This window comes from Arthrobacter sp. B2060, from assembly GCF_059090445.1.
This window is the reverse complement of the sequence record NZ_JBNHFR010000003.1, coordinates 218,094-236,587: the sequence shown is the minus strand read 5'-3', so window position 1 is coordinate 236,587 and position 18,494 is coordinate 218,094. Positions and strand designations below refer to the sequence as shown.

Sequence of the window (18,494 nt, the reverse complement as noted above, 5' to 3'; positions counted from 1 at the left end):
TTGGAATTTGTCATGGAGAAAAGGGGCCCGGGCAACTGTGAAGTTCACCCGAGCCCCTCTTCAATGTGGTCCGCTCACCTAAGACATGAGACTTCCGGCAGTCCTCACATCACTGCGCCTGCATAGCGAGGGCACGAGCCTCCGGGCCCAAAAGAGCGATGGTTCGCGCGTGCTCCGGGTGCTCAGTTGGAACAATGCTCGAGAACACTGCAGTCCAGCAGTTGGGGCAGCAGTATTGGCGGAAGACAACTTCTCCGTCCACGTACGTTGCATGGTCAGAAGTGACCTGTGGCCCGGCAGTTCTCGGTGCGCCGTCGAAGGTCCCTAGCCAGAGCTCGTCGTCGGTGGCAGTGTCTGCCAGTTGCACTCCGCAGTGTGCACAGGCAACGAGCACTGAATCGTCGACCCGTACCTCAACCAGGTTGTCGTCGATGCGGCGGCCGTGGCTGACATCCAGAATCGGACGCGCCCCCGCGACAGGGTCGACTGTGGACCGCTGCTTCCGCTCGTCCCGGATCCGTAACCGGAGCGATTGAGTGCGTGCCTGGTCTACGTGTTCCGAGCTTTCGTCGTAGGCGACGCCGTAGATTTCTTCTGCGGCCGTAACCGTCACCTTGCCGGCAATGAGATCAGCTTCGACCGCTTCCGGTGACCGGAGCAGCGGGTCGCCATAGCCCCCGCCGCCCTGCCAGTGCATGTAGAGCACCTCGCCCGGTTTGACATCGCTTTGTGCGTAGCATTGGCCGATCTCGGTTGCGCCGCCCAACTCGTCCAGTGTCTCGGGAACGACTCCTCCTCTGAGCATCTCGAAGACGTCCACGTCTCGCACGACCAGGTCGAGACCGGTGTTTCCCGGATAGCCGCCCGACAGGCCTGTGTTCTGCGAGACGGCCTTGCCCGCCGATGCCAGGACCAGCCCCATTGGAACGCTGGTGCCGTGCGGGGTGAATGCAAGCGACGCGCTGACACCTCCACGCATACGACCTGGACCGCCGGAGTCAGTCTCCTCCCGGCGCCAGAGTACGAGCATCGGATAAAGGAACTCCGACATTTCCGTGTCAGGGATACGTCCCATCGGAATGCAGAAGAGCCCTCCTGTGTCCATGCCGTCGGCCTGCGGGCGAGCCCCATATCCTCCGGCCATCGGCTCCATGAGGATGTTGAGGAAGGGTACGGGTACCTCTCCCCGTTCGTCCAGTCCGGCAATGACGGCTGTGTCCCAGGTTCCACAGCAAGCGGCCTGCACGCTCTTGCCCAGATCCACGGAGCGGTCGAGCATCTGCGACAGGCACTCGGCTACGAGTGTTCCGGTTAACCAGGCCGGACCGATGGGACCGCGGCTCACGGCCGCCGGGAAAGTGGCGTTGTTGATCGTTCCTTCCTCTGACACCAGATCGAAGCAACGCATCAGGCCGCCCGCGGACCACGGTATGTCGTGGGCCAGGATAGGTAGAAGCGCGATCATGACACCGCCGCGCATTCCTGCGTAGGTGCAGTTGATCATCCCGGCCTGCGGGTCCGTTCCGGTGAAGTCGAAGGTGAGATGATCATTCTTCTTCGTCATGGCCACGGTGATCTTGTGCAGCGACCGATCGCCTTCGTGAGACTGATCCTGATAGCCGGTGGCACGCCACGTGCCATCGGGCAATGATTTCAGCTTGCCGCGCAGCCTGTTCTCGGAATCGGCCATCATGCGCTTCATGACGGCTTTGACGGTGTCTGCGCCGTAACGCTCAATGACCTCAAGAAGCCGTTGCCGGCCTACGTTGTTGGCGCCAACTTGGGCCCTGAGGTCAAGGCCGACGAGCATGGGAACTCGTGAGCGCCTCGTCCACATGTCGGCCATATCGGCCTGCAATTCGCCACCCCGGACAACCTTTACCGGTGGTGTGGGCAGCGCTTCGCTGAAGACGTCCTGAGCAGCAGGCGAGAACGAACCAAGTCCTACACCGCCCAGGTCGGGTTCGTGGCAGATCCCGCTTGTCCACGCAAAGAGCTTTCCGTCATGGAATACAGGCTGATAGATGATGACGTCGCTTTGATGCAAGCCTCCACCGACCCATGGATCGTTGCAGAGGAACATGTCGCCCTCTTCAATGCCTGGGTTTGTTGCGCGGTTCTGAAGGGTCCAGTAAACCGCCAGGTCGACGGCGCCGACAAGCCCGGTGTTGTAGAGACCGACTTGGACCTCCTGACCGAATTCGTCTCCGATGGCGAAGTCGAAGTCATTGGCGTCGGTCACGATGGGCGATCCAGACATCCTCTTCAGCGCCTCACCCATCTCCTCTGTGATTGACCAGATGCGGTGACGGATGACTTCGTAGGTCAGCGGGTCCACCGCGTCGATTTGCTCCTGCGTAACGGAGTGGATGGGAAAACCCTGCGGGAGGGAATCCTTGAGCTCATCCGGACTCTTTGGTCGGCTGGAATAGACTTCGGAACCGGGGATAGTCACGCTCATGGCTGGGAACCTTTCTGAGTCAGAATGACAAGATTTCCGAGCTTGTCGATCTCGCCGCTCATGCCGTCCGGGACAACTACGGTCGTGGTCGGTACCTCGATGACGGCAGGTCCCGTGATTTGATGGCCGCTTCTGAGTTTTGTGTAGTCGTAGATGGCGGTATCCATGTAGCCTGCGGAGCTGAGGCGCACCGGTCGTGTGGCAATCTGGGCCGCCGACGGATCGCCGGTGTCGGCCGCGTCAATTGGTGGCAGCTCGAGGGAGACGGCGAGTTTGCCTTCGGCCCGGACCCGATACGTAATGGCCTGGATCCCGGCTGCGCTGAATCCGGAACCTTCTCCGTAGAGTTCGGCGTAGCGACGTTCGAACCGCACAGCCGCCTCTTCCAAACTCTCTGCCGTGATCACCTGGTCCATAGAGATCGGCAGTTCCGCCAGCTGCATTGAATAGCGCATGTCGGTCTCGCGGTGCAGTTCCACGGACTCGAAGCTAAGCCCCTGCCGTTCGAGGGAGGCCAGGACCTGGTTCCCCAGTTCCTGGAAGTTCCGCTCAACGCTCCTGGCATCGAGGGGAAAGGTGGCCGGATCGGAGAGTTCAGCTGTCAACACGACATCCGATGTGGCCAGGCCAAAGGCGGAAAACGCGGAGGCAACCGGACCCAGAGGAACGACCGCCTGCTGTACGCCCAGTTCCGCGGCGTACGCTGCACAGTTCGCGGGGCCAGCGCCGCCGAAGGCGTAGAGGATGAAGTCCCGGGGGTCATGCCCTGCTTCAACAACTGTCTTGCGAAGCAGGTCACCTGTCTGCGCATTCTGCACTTGATAGATGGCCGCGGCCGCGTCTTCAACGGTCATGCCCAAGGGTTCTGCGATGCGTGTACGGATCGCTTCACGGGCACGCTGGATGTTGAGAGATTTTTTGCCACCAAGCAAGCCACGTTCGGGGAGGATTCCCAAAACCAGGTTTGCATCGGTGTTGGTCGGCTCCGTTCCGCCTTGGTCGTAGCATGCCGGCCCGGGTACTGCCTGAGCGCTTTTTGGTCCAACCTGGAGGTTTCCACCCTTATCGATCCAGGCGATGGCACCTCCGCCGGAGCCGATCGCGTGCACTTCAAGCGTCGGGACGTTGATGGGGTGGTGATTGATGACCGTAGTGGACGAACGAACCGGTTCGCCATCGACTACGAGGCCTACAAGGAAGGTCGTGCCCCCCACGTCGGTTGCGACGATGTTGGGGTGCCCCAGCTGGGCTCCCAATGCCACGGAACCTACCACCCCACCGGTGAGCACAGACCCTACCGTACTTATTGCATTTGCAGGGGCCTCTTCGGCGACAATGGCGCCTCCGTTGCTCTGCATCACCAGCAGCGGGCCTTTGAGTCCCTCTTCACGAAGCGCATTCTCCAAGTTTCCGAGGTAGTGCTTGAGACCTGGTCCAATCTGGGTGCTCATGATGGTGGTTGCGTTTCGGGCAAATTCCCGGATCCTCGGACTGACCTCAGATGAGATTGAGACAAACATCTCCGGGGCGATTTCGTGGATGATGTCGCGAATTCGTCGCTCATGGGTGGGGTTGCGGAATGACCATAGCAGCGAGACTGCGATCCCTGAGACGTTCTGGTCGATAAGATCGCGAACGGCCCTCCGGACGTCGTCTTCGTCCAGCGGGACAATGATGTGTCCGTCCCGGTCTACCCGCTCTGTGACCTCGTGCGCATGGCGCTTTGGGATCAGGCCATGGGATTTTGATTGGGTCACAACGCTTTGCAGCTGCTCGGGTGAGCCGCCAAGGTACCGGCCTTCAACGTTCATGATGTAGATGGAATCGCGGTGACCACGGGTGGTGATGAAACCTACGGGTGGGACGTTGCCCATAACAAGTGCGTTCAGGGACGACGTCGTGCCATGCGCGATATGTTGTGTATCGGCCAGCACCTCCCGTACCGTCAGGCCCATCTGTTCCGCCAGGACGCCGATAACGTCCAGGACGCCTTCAGAGTAGTCTGGCGGAGTGGATGGTGCTTTCGCTCCGACGATGTTTCCTGCATCGTCGGCCAAAACGGCGTCGGTGAAAGTTCCCCCAACGTCGATTCCAATGATGTATCCCACTTATACGCTCCTTTGCGTGACAATTCTGGGAAGCCGGTGATGTGAATCACTCGGGCCTATATATTCAAGCTACTCTTGCTGCCTTGCTCCGCCCACGGCTTTCTCCGTTGCAGAAAAGCGATTGAACCTACTTGAGCTGACGCACCAGATAGTCCCAAACGTTGCTGATGGCAGCCTCGTTGTAAATCCGCTCGCGCTTTGCCAGCGATTCCTCGGGCGCGGACCAGGCCGGCAGGCCACCGTAGCCCAGCGTCACGAGCTGCTGTTCGGCTGCCCGTTCCAGCAGAATTGCCGCGACGGTCGCTGACTGAAGATCCGGGCCCACCGCGACTATTCCGTGATTGACGAGAAAGATAGCCCGGGCGCCTCCAAGGGTTTCCGCGAGGGCCACGCCGAGTTCCTGGGTAAAGATGAGATCGGCGGTCAGGGTGAATCTCGGGACCGACGGCGGGACGAAGAAGTTGGCTGCGTGGCTGACCGGCACCAGTTCCTGGCCTGCCGCGGCTAAAGCGACAGCATGCGGGGAATGCGTGTGGACAACCCCTCCGACGTCTGGACGCGCCGCGTAGATCTCGGTGTGGATGGGGTACTCAAGATGACGGCGCCCCTCTCCTTCAACGACGGCGCCTTCCCTGTCCACAAGGTGGACGCGATCTGGAATGACTTCCTGGAGGCCCCAGCCGCTGGCCTTGATCCACGCACCGCGCCCTTCCGGATCACGGGCTGAAGCATGCCCCCAGATGAAGTCGCCTTGGTCAGCTCCCCCAAGGATCCGGGAAGAAAGCGAGACGAGTTCCCTGATGTCGGTGTTCATGATTCCCTTTCCTGCGTCATCGGTGAAGAAGGCCGCCATTGACGCTTATGGTCTGGCCGGTGATGTAGCCGCTGTCATCGGAGAGCAGAAAAGCGGCCAGGCTGGTCATGTCGTCCGGTCCTGCTGTCCGGGGCAGTGCCTGACGGGCAAGCATGGCTTCCTTTTGCTCTGGTGTGACTGTGCCGCGGTCGACTTCGGTGTAGACGGGGCCAGGGGAGAGCGTGTTGACGCGGATATTCCACTGCCCGAGTTCCTTGGCCATGGCATAGCTCATGCCCGCCACGGCGCCCTTGCTGGCCACGTAATGGGTGTATCCGGTACGGCCCAGCTGAACAGCGTCCGAACCGATGTTCACGATGCTTGCCTTGCCGGAGGCCTTAAAGCCGTCCAGCAGCGCTGACGTCAACAGCCAGGGGCCTTTGACGTTGACCGCCATGAGGGTGTCCCATTCTGCTTCGGGGATCTCCCAGAAGGGCCTCATGGTTATGGTGGAGAAGATTGCGGCATTGTTAATGAGCCCGTCTACTCGGCCATACTGGCCGATCGCTTTCCGGGCCAGATCGGCGCACGAAGATGCCGAGGCGACGTCGACCTCCACCGGCAAAACCTTGCCCTTGTGCGATAGCGATTCCGCCAGAGCAGCCACGCCCTGGAAGTTCCGGTCGGCGGCGATGACAGTACTGCCGTCATCCGCCAGCCTTTGGACGTAGGCGGCGCCGATACCTTGCGCTGCCCCTGTGACGACAATGACCTTTTGGTCCAGTCCGAGATAACTCACGATTCTCCTCGTTGAGATGATGATGAGCCAGTAGGCTCAGTAGGCGATGTTGATCGTCTTGAGTTCGGTGTAGCTGAGCAGTTCTTCGATGCTCTCTTCTCGGCCGAATCCTGACGCTTTTACTCCCCCGTAGGGGACGTTGGGGAAGTGCTTGGCGGAGTCATTGATCCAGGTGAATCCCGCTTCAATGTCCCGGACTACCCGCAGTGCCCGGTTAAGGTCAGCAGTCCATACGCTCGCGGTGAGTCCATACGGGGAGTCATTGGCGATCTCCACAGCCTCCTCTTCGGTCTCAAAGGGAAGGACCGACAGCACCGGCCCGAAGATCTCCTCCTGGGCGACAGTGTCGCCAGGCTTCACATTCGTCAGCACCGTTGGGGCAATAAAGAGACCTTCTGCAAAGGCCTCTCCGTCCGGACGGCCGCCACCGGCGGCAACAGTCGCCCCTTCCTTACGCGCTGTTTCGATGTAAGCCATGACGGAGTTGAACTGCTTCTCGTTGATCACAGTGCCCTGATCCGTCCCGGGGTCGAGGGGATCTCCGAGCCGGTGCGCTTTCAGCTTGTCAGCGATTTTGGCGACAACCTCGTCGTGGACACTGCTATGAACAAGCAGCCGGGAGTTGGATCCACATGACTGGCCCGACCACGCGAAGTTCATGCCGTTGATGGCGCCTTGGGCGGCCTTATCCAGGTCAGCGTCCGGGAAGACAACCATGGCGTTCTTGCCCCCAAGTTCAAGGGAAACTTCCTTGACACCGGATTCGGCGGCCGCCTTTTGGATGGCAAGTCCGGTCTGCTCGGAGCCGATGAAGCCGATTCTCCGGACCCGGGGGTGGCGGACGAGTGTATCGGCGACGGTTCGTCCCTGACCTGTCACGACCTGGAAGACGCCCGGAGGGAAGACGTCCTGCAGCAGCTCCCCCAGTCGAAGTGCCGACAGCGGCGCAGTCTCTGGGGGCTTGAGGATGGTCGGGTTTCCGGCCAGGATTGGGGCGAAAACCTTGCCCGCGAACATGAGCGGGTGGTTGAAGGGCACTATTCTCACGACGACGCCCACCGGCTCCCTCACAGTCATGTGAAGGCCAGTGCCGGCAGGGATGGTGTCGCCTTTCATCTCGAGCGCCAAGCCGGCGAACAGACGCGCATGTGCAAGAGTCAGCCGGACGTCCATCCGCGAGTTCTGCAGCGCAGAGCCACCATCAATCGAGTCCAGATACGCGAGTTCCTCGCCGTGGGCTTCAATGATGTCCGCAGCTTTGAGAAGTGCAGCGGCACGTTCCGGAACCGTCGTTAAGCGCCACATCCGCCGCGCGGCGTATGCTGCTTCCGCCGCCGTGTGTGCGTCCGCCTTCGAACCATTGGGGACCTGGGTAATGGTGTCCCTGGTGAAGGGACTGATTCTTTCGTAGACGTTCGAGCCTTCCGCATCCCGAAGTTCGCCATCAAGCAGCAGCTTCCATTGGCGCTCTCGCAGGTTTGTCTGGAACGGCGTACGTTCTTCAATCTGATTCAGCATAATTCGTCCTGTCCTGTATGCCCTCCATGGTGTGAGTCGCTGAGCTGGCTTCGCTGCCTCCACACGGACTCTTGTTCCTAGGGTCAGGAGACCAGTTCACGCCACCGTGAAAGGTGTTTCAATAACTTTCTTCACTACAGAAAACTCAGGGTTTGGCCTGTGATTCCTTATCGAAGGCCGTGAACTACGGGACTTCTCAGCAACCAGGTGAACTATCCGAGCCTTTTCCCTGTCCGAATTTTGGGGTATTGTTTCCGCTGTGAAGAAAGCCACCATCGAACACAAGCGGCCTCCCTATCCAATCGATTCGGTGGATAACGCGTTACGGATCCTGAGCATCCTGCGCGATGAAGGGGCTGTTCGTATCACTGACGTCGCCTCGAAACTCGATGTGGCTTACTCCACGGCGCATCGCCTGATGTCGATGCTCACGTACAGGGGGTTTGCGCTGCAGGATGATTCCCGCCGCTACGTGGCCGGTCCTGCCTTGGGAGCACCGGTCATCGGGTCATCCTGGACCAAGACTTTGCGTGAAGTGACCCGCCCATCTCTTGAACTGCTGTGTTCCCGACTTGATGAGACGGTCAACCTCACCGTCCGAGTCGGCATCCACGCGCGGGTTTTGATGACCATTGAGGCGACTTCTGTGCTCCGTATCGGCGACAGGGCCGGCACAGTCCTGCCGGCGCATACGACGGCTGGCGGACGGGCCTTGCTGGCGTACGAGCCACTGGACCAGCTTGAGCGGCTTTATCGCGGTAAGGGCGCGCAGCTCGCGGGAAGCTATCTCCCGGACCCGGAATTCGAAGAACTCCTGGCTGAACTTGAGCGCACCCGGAAGCGGGGATACGCCATTTGCCGGGAAGAAGCGCAAATCGGTGTTGCCGCACTGGCCGTCCCTCTTTCCACATCGCCCGGCAGGCCCATGGCCACGTTCTCGGTTTCTGTGCCCGTAGCACGACTGGAGGCACTGCAGGTCCCGGAGAAGCTGGAACTCATTTTTCATACCCAAGAAGAAATTATCAGCATCTTGAACGCAGCTGAGGTCGCGGACTAAGACGCTCTTCCGGAGAAAGGCCTAGTTGGGCTCCTCGGGCCCGCACTTCCTGATCCCTTTGGCAACGAATGGGAGGGCCAGCCTGCTGCATTGTTTTCTGGTGCTTTACGGAACCGAGCGATTGAAGGACGGGCACGATTTGGCTCACCGCTGTTGTTCTAAGGTGACTCCAGCCAACGAAAAGCTGGGCCCAAGTGCGGTCCTCGACATGAAAACAGAATCTCTCGAGGTCGACCTCGTCCGAGCTTAAGTATTCTCCGCGTTCAGCTACATGGCCGCCGTGGAAAAGAGCGTTCCCCTGGACGACCTGTTATCTGTGTCTTAGCCTCCTGTCCGATAGCGGCCCGCTGTGCGGAACTAACCGATGCTGTCAAACCCATGACAACTGAGAAGGACGATTCACCATGCCCGCTGTCCGCCATCGACGGGCACGACGGTGCCAGTAACGCCCGATGAGTTCTCGGAACAGAGGAAATAGATCACGTTGGCGACTTCTTCAGGCGTCACTACCTTCCCATCGGACTGAGTTTTTGGACGCCCACGTTTCCACCTTGGCGTTCACGCATAACTTCCCCTTCGCCGGCCATAGGCTGAGAGACGAATCCCGGCGCGACGGCGTTGACGCGCACTTCTCGCGGAGCCAATGTGATGGCTAGTACCCGGGTCAGTGCTTCTACGCCAGCCTTGCTGGCGGAGTAGGCAGTCGCCCCCTTGGTTCTGCCGATCGATGCTCCGATGCTGCTCAATTGGACAATAGCTCCGCCATTGCCAACGCGGACAGCGGCTGCGTCTGACATCCTGGCAACCCCCGTTAGGTTGACTTCGAAAATTGTCTGAAATCGATCCCTATCGAATGATCCAACAGAAGTTTCGAGGGCAATCCCGTGAGCATTTACTACGGCGCAAATGTCACCTAGCGAGTCGGCAAAATCGAAAACGGCCGCGACACTTGAGTCAGATGTGACATCGAGCTTCGAGAAATGCCAATTTTCTTTGAAGTTGGAGGGTTCGGCAATGTCGGCCGCCACTACTGTCCACCCGTTGTGGTTGAGAATCCTGCATGCGGCGGATCCGATCGCGCCCGTGCCGCCGGTTACAATTGCAACTCTCTTCATGAATTTCTCCTCTTGATTGTCTATTCGATGGGGGTGTCCTCGCCGCGGTCACTTCATGACGGTACTCAACTCACGGCATGTAGATCGCCCAATAATCGCCTTGACGAATGAGAACTCTCCAAGGTGAGCCCGCGCCATTGACTTGACTATGCGTCAGCAACATCATCGCCTTGCGGCTGACCGGTGTGTCTACGGATAAAGTTCCCAGCCTTCTGCAATGCCTCTCTCGCTTCGGGGAGTCGAGGGGCGAACAACTGAAAGACGTGCACCATTTCCTCCCAGCTTTGCAGTTCAACGGCAACTCCTGCCTCCCTGGCGAGAGCGGCAAGTCGGTTCGCGTCATCGAGTAGAATTTCGCGCGTTCCAACCTGGATGAGCAGGGGCGGCAATCCAGACAGGGTGGCGTGTAAGGGATTGGCCCCGGCGTGCCTCGGCGATCTACCGTCCAAATAGTCGGACGCCGCTCGACGTAGTCCTTTGACAGAAAGAGACGGATCGCTACCTGCATTTGTGAGCACGGACCGGCCGGTGAGTTCCAAATCGAGCCATGGTGAGAAAACTACGCCGACTGCGGGCGTGGGCAGGCCTTCGGCCTTGGAAGCGACCAGAAAGCTGGTAGCCAAACCTCCACCGGCAGATGCCCCGACGATTGCAACGGTCTCTGGCTTAACGCCTTGGCCGAGCATCGCCTTGTACACGCTGAGAGCATCCTGTACTCCGGCGGGAAACGGATGTTCGGGGGCGAGGCGGTAATCCACCGAGACAACCTTGGCACCGGAGGCAACGCCTATCCTCGACGACAGCGGCAAAGATTCCGCCGCACTTCCGGCAACATACCCACCGCCGTGGAGGAAGAGTATCGTCGTCCCAAGATCCGTTGCATGTGAAGTTGCAACTACATCAACGCCCCCGAGGTTTCCCTCGTTTATGCAGATGTCGGGATCCACTACATTTTTTCCGGCCAAATCGGCGAAACGACGCCGAAGTTCGTGTAAGTCGTCGCTGAAATCGGGCACGGACTTGGCCAGCAGCTCGACGACGGCATGCAATTCAACAGATGGCATCGCAGCCACCTCGCTTTCTCTCGAGACCCTCTGGAACAAAGTCCCGCCCGCCGACTGGCGGGCGGATTCAGCAGACATGCCGGGCAGGGACGAGTCTCTCTAGTCGTTGACCAGCGTGGTCAACAGGGGGTCGGAGACTCCAGAGAAGATGAAGTCGTCCGGTGCAAGGATTTCCAGTCCGTCCTCGAAATCAGCAAGACTTCCAGGCCATTTTGTTACGACGCGGCCGGTTCCCCCTAGCCTGTACCAGCTGTGGCATCCTCCAGCTACGTAAACACTTTTCGCCATCATCGCCTCGAGTCCGGTGTTGAACACGGTTTGGGCCTGTGCCGTTACCTCGATGGCTGCACTATCCCGGCGGACTGCCTCATCCAGGCACTTGGTGATGTACTTCGTCTGGGCCTCTATGACTCCAATGATGGAACCTGAAGCCTGGGTGTTCGGGCCGGTGATCAGGAAGAGGTTCGGGAAGCCCTTGACCAACGTGCCTTTGTACGCCTCCGGACCGTCCTGCCACTCCTCGGTCAGGGGCCATCCCCCGGTTCCGATGATTTCAACGTGGCTCAGCATTTCAGTTGCGCGGAAGCCTGTTGCAAGCACCACAACGTCGACGTCGTACTGATCCCCGCTTTCGGATACGACCCCTGTAGCCGTCAAGCCCTTGATACCCGTATCAATGACTGTGGTTTTTGGGTCGGCAAGCGCGGGGTAAAAACTGTTGGAAACAACCGGTCTCCGGCAACCGAAGCGCGAGTCGGGCGTTAATATCTCCCTCAACCGGGAATCGGTAACGGCCGCTTCCATATGCTCTCGCCACGTCGACTCCGCTGCCTGAAGAAACTCCTCATCCATGATCGCCTGGGCATGTGTGGAGTCATTCCAGTAGTCGTACTGATCTTTCCGGAGCTTCAGAAGGAGTTCTGGGTGGTTGCGGAAGTGCTCCTTGGCTTTCTCGTCGTAGAACTCCTCCGGTTTGGGCATCACATGCGGGGCGGTCCGGATGACGGCTAGGACCGAATCAGCTCGTTCGACCGCGTAAGGCACGACCTGGATGGCGCTGGCTCCGGCCCCGATTACGGCAACGCGCTTGCCGGTTAAATCAATATCTGGGCTCCATTCAGCGGTGTGGACGAGCTGACCCTGGTACTCCATCAAGCCAGGAAGATCGGGAATTAAGGGCTGATTCAGGCTTCCGAGAGCGGAAATGAGGAACCGACATTCAATGGTGCGTCCGCGTGACGTCTCGAGCCGCCAGAGCAACTTTTCGTTGAGCCATTGGGCCCGTACAAGTGCCTCCGAGAAACGGATTCGATTCCGAATCCCCAGCTCATCAATGACACGATTGGTGTACTGAAGGATCTCCCACTGGCTTGCGTAGTTGCAGGACCAGTCTGGACTTTGTGCGAATGAAAGGCTGTACAGATGGGCAGGAACGTCACAGGCGGCATTCGGATAGGTGTTGTCGCGCCAGACACCCCCCGCTTCCGGGGCCTTTTCGAGCAGGATGAAATCGGTTCGTCCGCTATCCAGCAGGTCGTGGGCGGCGGCGATCCCTGCGAAGCCCACTCCGGCGATAACTGTCTCGATGAACTCGCTGGTCGTTTCCGCAATCATTTAGCTTCTCCTAAGGTTTCAAGATTTTCGTGACCCGCCCGTTGAAGTTCCGCTACGAAGGCACGGAATCCCTGCGAACGGGTGCGTGGTTCGTTGTGAACCAGGTCGCGGAGCGTCGCGTCGAGAGCCGTTGGTTGGCTTTGCCGCGGCGGTATCACCGAGGAGTCAAGGCCCTGTCCCACCTGGACGTCGGCTTCGGGGAAAATGTCAGCGAGCGTTTCGACGAGTTCCTCCACGGTCGTTGTCTCTGCCGATCCGACGTTGTACGCCATGAAAGGTTCACGTACAGGGCTGTCGCCGGCAGCTGCTGCTGCCGCCTCGGCAACATCTTCCACATAGACCAGTTCAGTCTGGGAAATGATGTTGCTGGGTACCGTGACGTTTTCGCCACGCATAGCACGCAGGACCTGGGCTTCAATGGCAGCACTTCCCACGCTGCCACCGAGGTTGGGACCGTAGCCGTAGATCACCGTGGGCCGAAGGGCGATCGTCGGCAACTGCTGATCGGCCGCGAAAGCACTCAGCATGTGTTCGAGGGCCAGCTTCGAGGCAATGTAATACGACGTGAACCTGGTCTTGAGGGGCGATTCCTCAGTGATCGGCTGCTTCTGGTCGTCCGCATAGACGCTCCAGCTGCTGATGACCACAAAGCGGTTTGCGCCCGACTCCTTTGCCAAGCAGGCCAAACGCAAAGACGCGGCCACGTTGATCTCGAGGGTTTCGACGACGTCCCTCTGGGCGCGGGCCGCGATCAGCGCGGCCGTATGGACAACGGAGTCCAGGCGTCCTAGCCCCCGGACCGCGCTTTTCGTTGACTGGATGTCCGTGAGGTCGACTTCGAGAAGATTGAGCCGCGTGTCGTCCTTGATGACGTCGGATAGATAGCCGCGGTTAAGCTGACGGTCCAGGAGGGTAACCCGCCAACCATCGTCGAGTAGGTTGCGCGCGGTATAGGCGCCGACCATCCCTGCGCCAGTGATCAGGGCATGTCGTTCGTTCATCGTTTTCGTCCTCTAATCGTGTATGAGGGTGGTTAGCGTCGCAGGTCGTTCTTTGCCAATTCGGGCATGACCAAACCGGCAACCAGAGTAATCAGGGCGACACCCACGACATAGTAGGCAGCAGAGATCGGTGAACCCGTCGCTTCGATCAGCAATGTTGTGATGAACCCGCCAAAGCCGCCGAACACTGTTACGGCGATCGCAGTCGCGATAGATACGAGAACCCCGCGTCGCCTCAGCGCGAAAAGCTCGGTGACGGTAGCCGTGCCTACACCGGCGATCGCCGCTGTCGGGAGAGCGAATAGAGCCTGGGCGACAGCCACCGCCACAAAGGACCGGCCATTGACGATCAGCAAAAAGAGCGGAACGGACAGCACAACATACGCTATGGCGCTGCCAAGAATGAATGGCCGGCGCCCGACGCGGTCGGAAAGATGACCCGCAAGGGGGAAGAGGATGACGGCCATGAAGCACCCGATGCAGGTCGCCCACAAAGCCTCTTGCTGGCTGATCCCCGCGAACTTGCTGGTGAACGTCGGCATGTAGTTGATGGTCACGAAGGATGTCACGGCCCACAGCGCGGTAATGCCGATGGTGAGGAAAAAGCCTTTGAAGGAACTCAGCTGGCCACCGCTGGCCCCTTGAGTCTGGATGCCAGCGTCGGGTCCAGGTTCGGCCTGCTCAGCCTCATTGAAGACAGGTGTTTCCTCCACCCGTCGACGCAGGTACAAGACAACAACGGCAAGAAGTGCTCCGAAGATGAACGGGATGCGCCAGCCCCACTCCCGCATCTGCTCCGGTCCAAGGACGGAGGTGAGGGCGGCGACAACAATCACGCCGGTAAGCAGACCACCGTAGGTCGCTACCTGATGGAAGCTGCCGAACAGTCCACGTCGTTTGGGAGTTGCCCATTCGACAAGGAAGACAGCGGAGCTACCAAACTCTCCTCCAGCAGAAAATCCTTGGAATAGCCGTCCCAAGACGATGATGGCAGGTGCGAGGAGCCCTACCTGTGCATAGGTTGGCGCGATCCCCACCAACAAGGAGCCGGCAGCCATCAGGAGCATGGACAGCAGCATGACAAATTTGCGGCCTTTGCTGTCCACCAGGGGACCCAAGACGAACGCACCGACAGGACGTGCCACAAATCCGACACCAAAAACAGCAAAAGTCGACAGCAATGCCACGTTCGGATCGTTGCCAGGGAAGAAGTTGGCGCTGATGGCAAGGGCCAAGAAACCGTAGACGGTGAAGTCGTACCACTCCATGACGTTTCCAAGGGTTGCAAGAGTTACGGCACGTGTTCGCGACTTTGTCGTTACGGTTGACTGGGTCTGCAAAGCACTCGACATTGAGGCTCCTAAAATTCTTCGAGGTAGAGAGGGTCCGGAGAGCCCGGTGAAATCAGTGTATGGTCGTACCCCACTGCGGGCCTTGGTTTTCTTCAGAACGGAAAATCCGGATTGCGGGCTGGTATCCACTAAGCCTGAAGGCATGCCGGGCGCACGTCGAAAGGACGGCGGCGCTCTATTCAGTGGAGCGATGAACCCCCCCTGGAACCGCCAGTACTTTCGTCCTGCAGAAAAATTTGCCAGGCCAAATAGCGATTCAGGAGGTTGATCCCGCCTATCCTGCTCTCAACCGCTGCCGACGACGAGAGTGAGTCGCGACCGGCCTTCGAGCGAAGCGGCTGTGGCGAGTAGGCGGTCGTGATGCTCGTTCCGTAGTGATCAGGTCGCGTAAGTAGAATCGCGCGAGGCGTTGGACACAAGACGCCCGAACTCAGGGAAACTCACCTGGAGGCTAAGGTCTTGGCGCTTCGTGCGCCGATGATCGTCGTCGTCCGTGCCGAACTCTGCGTGTAGGACCTTGAAGAAGAGATTAAGAATGTCGTCCGAAGTGACGCTTTCCGGAATGTTGGGGAGCCGGCCGAACACATCGACGTCCTTGATGCGCCTGATGGAGACGTTTCTCTTGTATGAGCCGATGAGCACCGGTTTGATTCCGTACTCCGCCAGAGTCGGGTCTGTGTGGAGCGCAAAGCGCACCTGCCGATGCGCTTCCGGAGCATTGGTCTTGTCGTCACCCGGTTCGATAGCGCTTAGGGCGTCCTTGAACTGCTGCCTAAGGCGAGCCATTAGATAATGCCCCTTCATGCCGACAACGTGCGCTGCCGGGATTGATTGCGATTCATACCTGTTGCGGGCACATTTACAACCTGACCTGCCAGCAGACGTGCATCGGACGGCGTCGTAGACCTCGCGGACCCTCTCACGCCTAACACACGGCACCACCGATGAAGGCACATACACGTGGGATCTATGCGACAAACGTCAAATTGGGCAGGCGACCCCAGTTGGCCACGACAGTTGGCACCGGGCACTGCCCCAACAGTTGAAGCACCAACTAGTCTCAGCCCTCAGCTGCCTGTGGGATCACATACGACTCTCTGGGTCAACTAAGACGGAACAAGGCGTAGGGCGTTCCAACTTGGTTGGCCCTTTTGCTGTTGGGTTGCGGGACTAGAAGAGAAGGCTGTCCCATCCCGGATGCAACCAATCGGACGGCGATCACCGAACGCGAGGGAATCTGGGGCAGGGCAGACGCCGAAGCGTTGGCCTATGGGACCCGCAGCAGCACCAGGACACCTATAGAACTGCCATTCCTCCCGCAAAACGGAGCGGCCCCACGCACAGTACGGTCGCCGTAGTTCAAACCCGGTGCAGCAGAGCTAGGCCGGCAGTGACGTCACGGAACCCGGCCAAGGAAGCTAACGGCCCCTGAGCAAGGCCGACGGCGCCACTTCAGTTGCGAGGCCACAGTTCCAGTCCGATCATCCCACGCAAAGAGAGCCCGTAACCTGCAAAAGCGCGGGTCTGGATGCCTTCGTTTAGGCGCTCTCAGGTTGACGTCCTCCGCAAACTCAACGGATTTGGCGCTACATCAACTTCCGGATTGTCTCCAGCGCTTCCTCATGTGGTCGATGCCAGGCGGCGAGCTCTATCCGCTTCAACGGGCGGTTGTAGCGTTCGGGCCGAGGCGGTGGCACGGGTCCGACATATGGCGCGTAGCCTTCGAACTGGTCGGCCGTTATGTCGACGGCCAGTCCTCGACTTTCCAGCCAATCATGGCCGCCCCACCCATCCCCGGCCTCAGCGTTCACCAGGTGCCAGTCGGCATCCGGTTCCAGCTCCGCAAGGAGGTGACCGAGGGCGAATGACGCCCACGTGCACGAGCTTGAAGGAAAGTTCCAGAACCCGGCGTGCCGCTCTCTAGTCAAAGGATCGGCGGCCGCCTTTCGGAATCGAACCATCAGGTATTGGATTCGCGCGATGCGTTCGCTGTCCATCAGCCCGCTCCCCACATTCCCAGCAGAGCCTCGCCGGACCGGATAAGCGCTTGTAGCTCCGCTACCAGCTTGTTGAGCCCATCTCTCAGGTCGACACGTTCGGCGGTGGCATCGAGGATGGCCTGCCGGGCAGCATCGAGGAGTGGCTCGAATTCCGTCAGCGCCATCGTCGCCGCACGGTCGCCAATGCGATCGAGCTTGGCTTCCATGGCCCGGCGCTGACGGTCACGTTCCTCTGCGCTCGCCCGGCTCCTGAAGAATTGTTCGGCGATGGACGAGATTTCGACGACCAGCGGGCCGAAGGCCGCGGCGGTAGCGACTCCCTTGCTCAAGTTCATCGCGGATGACGCGCTGGTCTTTGCTGGCTTCTTCAGTTTCGAGAGCTTCTCGTAGTCGGTTAGGGCTTTGAGTGCCGCTTCCGACACCTGTTTGACGGCTGGCGAGATGATCTCAGTCGTTTCTTTGGCGGGCGTTGAGCGGTCGGCCTTTACTCGGATCGAATCCGCGAGTTCTTCGAGTTTCTTCCAGGACGGTCGCTGTCGCTCCAGTGCGATCGTTTCGTCGACGTTGCGCAGGAGCTTCTCGACATTGCGTTCCTGGTTGCCGTACCACATGTCGATGGTAGCCACTAGTGACTTCTGGATGCCGTCGAAATCGCGCTGGTCGTCGACGGCTTGCCCGATGGTCTCCGAAATTTTGCCGCGGAGGTCGGCATCGGCCGAGCTCTGGAGCGCGTCTAGCTGCGCCACCCATGATTGGCGCAGTTGCAGCCCTTCGTCGGTGAAGTTCTCGTGGTCGTGATATTTCGCCACCTCGGCATTGAGGCCATCCAGCGAGCTGGCGACTGACTGTCGCCAGAAGCGCTGTGACGCGGATACTCTCAGCGACGAGTCGTGGTGGGACCCGAGGTTGGTGAGAGCCTCGCGTAGTTCGGCGATGCCGTCCCAGGCGCGGAATTCGTCCCACATTTGCGAGTCTGGGTTGCGCTCCGACCCGGCCATCTGCGCGAAGTCCTGCGATACGACGAAGACGGGAACGGCGTCGTCCAGTTCCAGTGCGCGGCGAAGTTCGTCGGTTTTCCGCTGCGCCAGTTCCCGGTATCCGTCTCCGTCGGATTCGGGGTCGATGCCCGCCTCGTCGAACCGGGAGATGACGAACCACAGCGAACCTGGCGTCCAGTCGCGTCGGACGAGTGCCTGTAGCGCGGGAAACTCGGCGGTTGCAAGCTGAGGGGTGAGGGTGACGATGGCGACGTCGGTCAGCTCGACCGCGCTATTGGCCAGTTGGGTGTTCATGTCGGCGCGGGCGTCTTCAGCGCCGGTCACGAAACCCGGCGTGTCGCGGAGTAGGCACCCCGTCGCCCGAACTTCGTTGACTTCGAAGGTCTCGTGGCGCGCGCTGATGGTCAGCCAGTCGGGGACCTCGACTCCGGAGTCAACGATCAGGCGTCGCAGCAGCGAGCTCTTGCCCGTGTCGTACGCACCGTAGACGGTGACGACGGGGTCGCTGATGCTCGCGAACCGTTGCCATTGCTCGTCGGCTTCGAGCCCGAGTTGCCCGCCGGGGATGGCGTCGAGCCAGGACTTGGCTTCGGTGAGGTTGAAGGGGCTCACAG

The 18,494-nt window shown here is 59.7% G+C and carries 15 protein-coding genes; 1 reads left to right on the top strand and 14 read right to left on the bottom strand.

What is annotated here, in order from left to right; all coding sequences use genetic code 11:
• Positions 1 to 109: 109 nt before the first annotated feature.
• The 5 genes from AC5RUM_RS07860 to AC5RUM_RS07840 all read right to left on the bottom strand — a co-directional run bounded on the left by AC5RUM_RS07860 (position 110) and on the right by AC5RUM_RS07840 (position 7,679).
• Positions 110 to 2,461 (bottom strand): hydantoinase B/oxoprolinase family protein, encoded by a 2,352-nt coding sequence (locus AC5RUM_RS07860; protein ID WP_494034410.1) that lies wholly within the window; start codon positions 2,459 to 2,461, stop codon positions 110 to 112.
• A complete protein-coding gene (locus AC5RUM_RS07855; protein WP_494034409.1) occupies positions 2,458 to 4,569 on the bottom strand; it encodes a hydantoinase/oxoprolinase family protein in 2,112 nt (703 codons plus the stop codon). Before AC5RUM_RS07855 ends, AC5RUM_RS07860 begins: the two co-directional genes overlap by 4 nt.
• Positions 4,570 to 4,696: 127 nt before the next feature.
• Positions 4,697 to 5,383, bottom strand: a complete 687-nt coding sequence (locus AC5RUM_RS07850; RefSeq protein WP_494034408.1) for a class II aldolase/adducin family protein — start codon at positions 5,381 to 5,383, stop codon at positions 4,697 to 4,699.
• A gap of 16 nt (positions 5,384 to 5,399) precedes the next feature.
• Complete coding sequence (locus AC5RUM_RS07845; protein ID WP_494034407.1) at positions 5,400 to 6,161, bottom strand: SDR family NAD(P)-dependent oxidoreductase; 762 nt, start codon at positions 6,159 to 6,161, stop codon at positions 5,400 to 5,402.
• A gap of 36 nt (positions 6,162 to 6,197) precedes the next feature.
• Positions 6,198 to 7,679 carry an aldehyde dehydrogenase family protein gene (locus AC5RUM_RS07840; RefSeq protein ID WP_494034406.1) on the bottom strand — a complete coding sequence of 494 codons (1,482 nt, stop codon included), beginning with the start codon at positions 7,677 to 7,679 and terminating at the stop codon, positions 6,198 to 6,200.
• A 259-nt stretch (positions 7,680 to 7,938) separates the two neighbouring features.
• On the opposite strand from AC5RUM_RS07840, the gene AC5RUM_RS07835 reads away from it, so the two are divergent.
• Complete coding sequence (locus AC5RUM_RS07835) at positions 7,939 to 8,736, top strand: IclR family transcriptional regulator (RefSeq protein ID WP_494034405.1); 798 nt, start codon at positions 7,939 to 7,941, stop codon at positions 8,734 to 8,736.
• A gap of 399 nt (positions 8,737 to 9,135) precedes the next feature.
• Here AC5RUM_RS07835 and AC5RUM_RS07830 read toward each other — a convergent pair whose 3' ends face one another.
• From AC5RUM_RS07830 to AC5RUM_RS07790, 9 genes are all read right to left on the bottom strand, one after another.
• Positions 9,136 to 9,219 carry a hypothetical protein gene (locus tag AC5RUM_RS07830; protein WP_494034567.1) on the bottom strand — a complete coding sequence of 28 codons (84 nt, stop codon included), beginning with the start codon at positions 9,217 to 9,219 and terminating at the stop codon, positions 9,136 to 9,138.
• A 23-nt stretch (positions 9,220 to 9,242) separates the two neighbouring features.
• Positions 9,243 to 9,851: an SDR family NAD(P)-dependent oxidoreductase gene (locus tag AC5RUM_RS07825; protein ID WP_494034404.1), complete on the bottom strand. Its 609-nt coding sequence runs from the start codon at positions 9,849 to 9,851 to the stop codon at positions 9,243 to 9,245.
• Positions 9,852 to 9,997: 146 nt separating this feature from the next.
• On the bottom strand, positions 9,998 to 10,993 hold the full coding sequence (locus tag AC5RUM_RS07820) for an alpha/beta hydrolase (protein WP_494034403.1): 996 nt from the start codon (positions 10,991 to 10,993) through the stop codon (positions 9,998 to 10,000).
• Between the two features lie 21 nt (positions 10,994 to 11,014).
• Positions 11,015 to 12,529, bottom strand: coding sequence for a flavin-containing monooxygenase (locus tag AC5RUM_RS07815; protein ID WP_494034402.1), 1,515 nt, complete (start codon positions 12,527 to 12,529; stop codon positions 11,015 to 11,017).
• Positions 12,526 to 13,530, bottom strand: coding sequence for an NAD-dependent epimerase/dehydratase family protein (locus tag AC5RUM_RS07810; RefSeq protein WP_494034401.1), 1,005 nt, complete (start codon positions 13,528 to 13,530; stop codon positions 12,526 to 12,528). The genes AC5RUM_RS07815 and AC5RUM_RS07810 overlap by 4 nt, the downstream gene beginning before the upstream one ends.
• 32 nt (positions 13,531 to 13,562) lie before the next feature.
• Positions 13,563 to 14,882, bottom strand: a complete 1,320-nt coding sequence (locus AC5RUM_RS07805) for an MFS transporter (protein ID WP_494034400.1) — start codon at positions 14,880 to 14,882, stop codon at positions 13,563 to 13,565.
• 378 nt (positions 14,883 to 15,260) lie between these two features.
• Positions 15,261 to 15,668, bottom strand: coding sequence for a nucleotidyltransferase family protein (locus tag AC5RUM_RS07800; RefSeq protein ID WP_494034399.1), 408 nt, complete (start codon positions 15,666 to 15,668; stop codon positions 15,261 to 15,263).
• Positions 15,669 to 16,468: 800 nt separating this feature from the next.
• Positions 16,469 to 16,879: a hypothetical protein gene (locus tag AC5RUM_RS07795; RefSeq protein WP_494034398.1), complete on the bottom strand. Its 411-nt coding sequence runs from the start codon at positions 16,877 to 16,879 to the stop codon at positions 16,469 to 16,471.
• A complete protein-coding gene (locus AC5RUM_RS07790) occupies positions 16,879 to 18,492 on the bottom strand; it encodes a GTPase domain-containing protein (RefSeq protein WP_494034397.1) in 1,614 nt (537 codons plus the stop codon). The genes AC5RUM_RS07795 and AC5RUM_RS07790 overlap by 1 nt, the downstream gene beginning before the upstream one ends.
• Between the last annotated feature and the right edge of the window lie 2 nt (positions 18,493 to 18,494).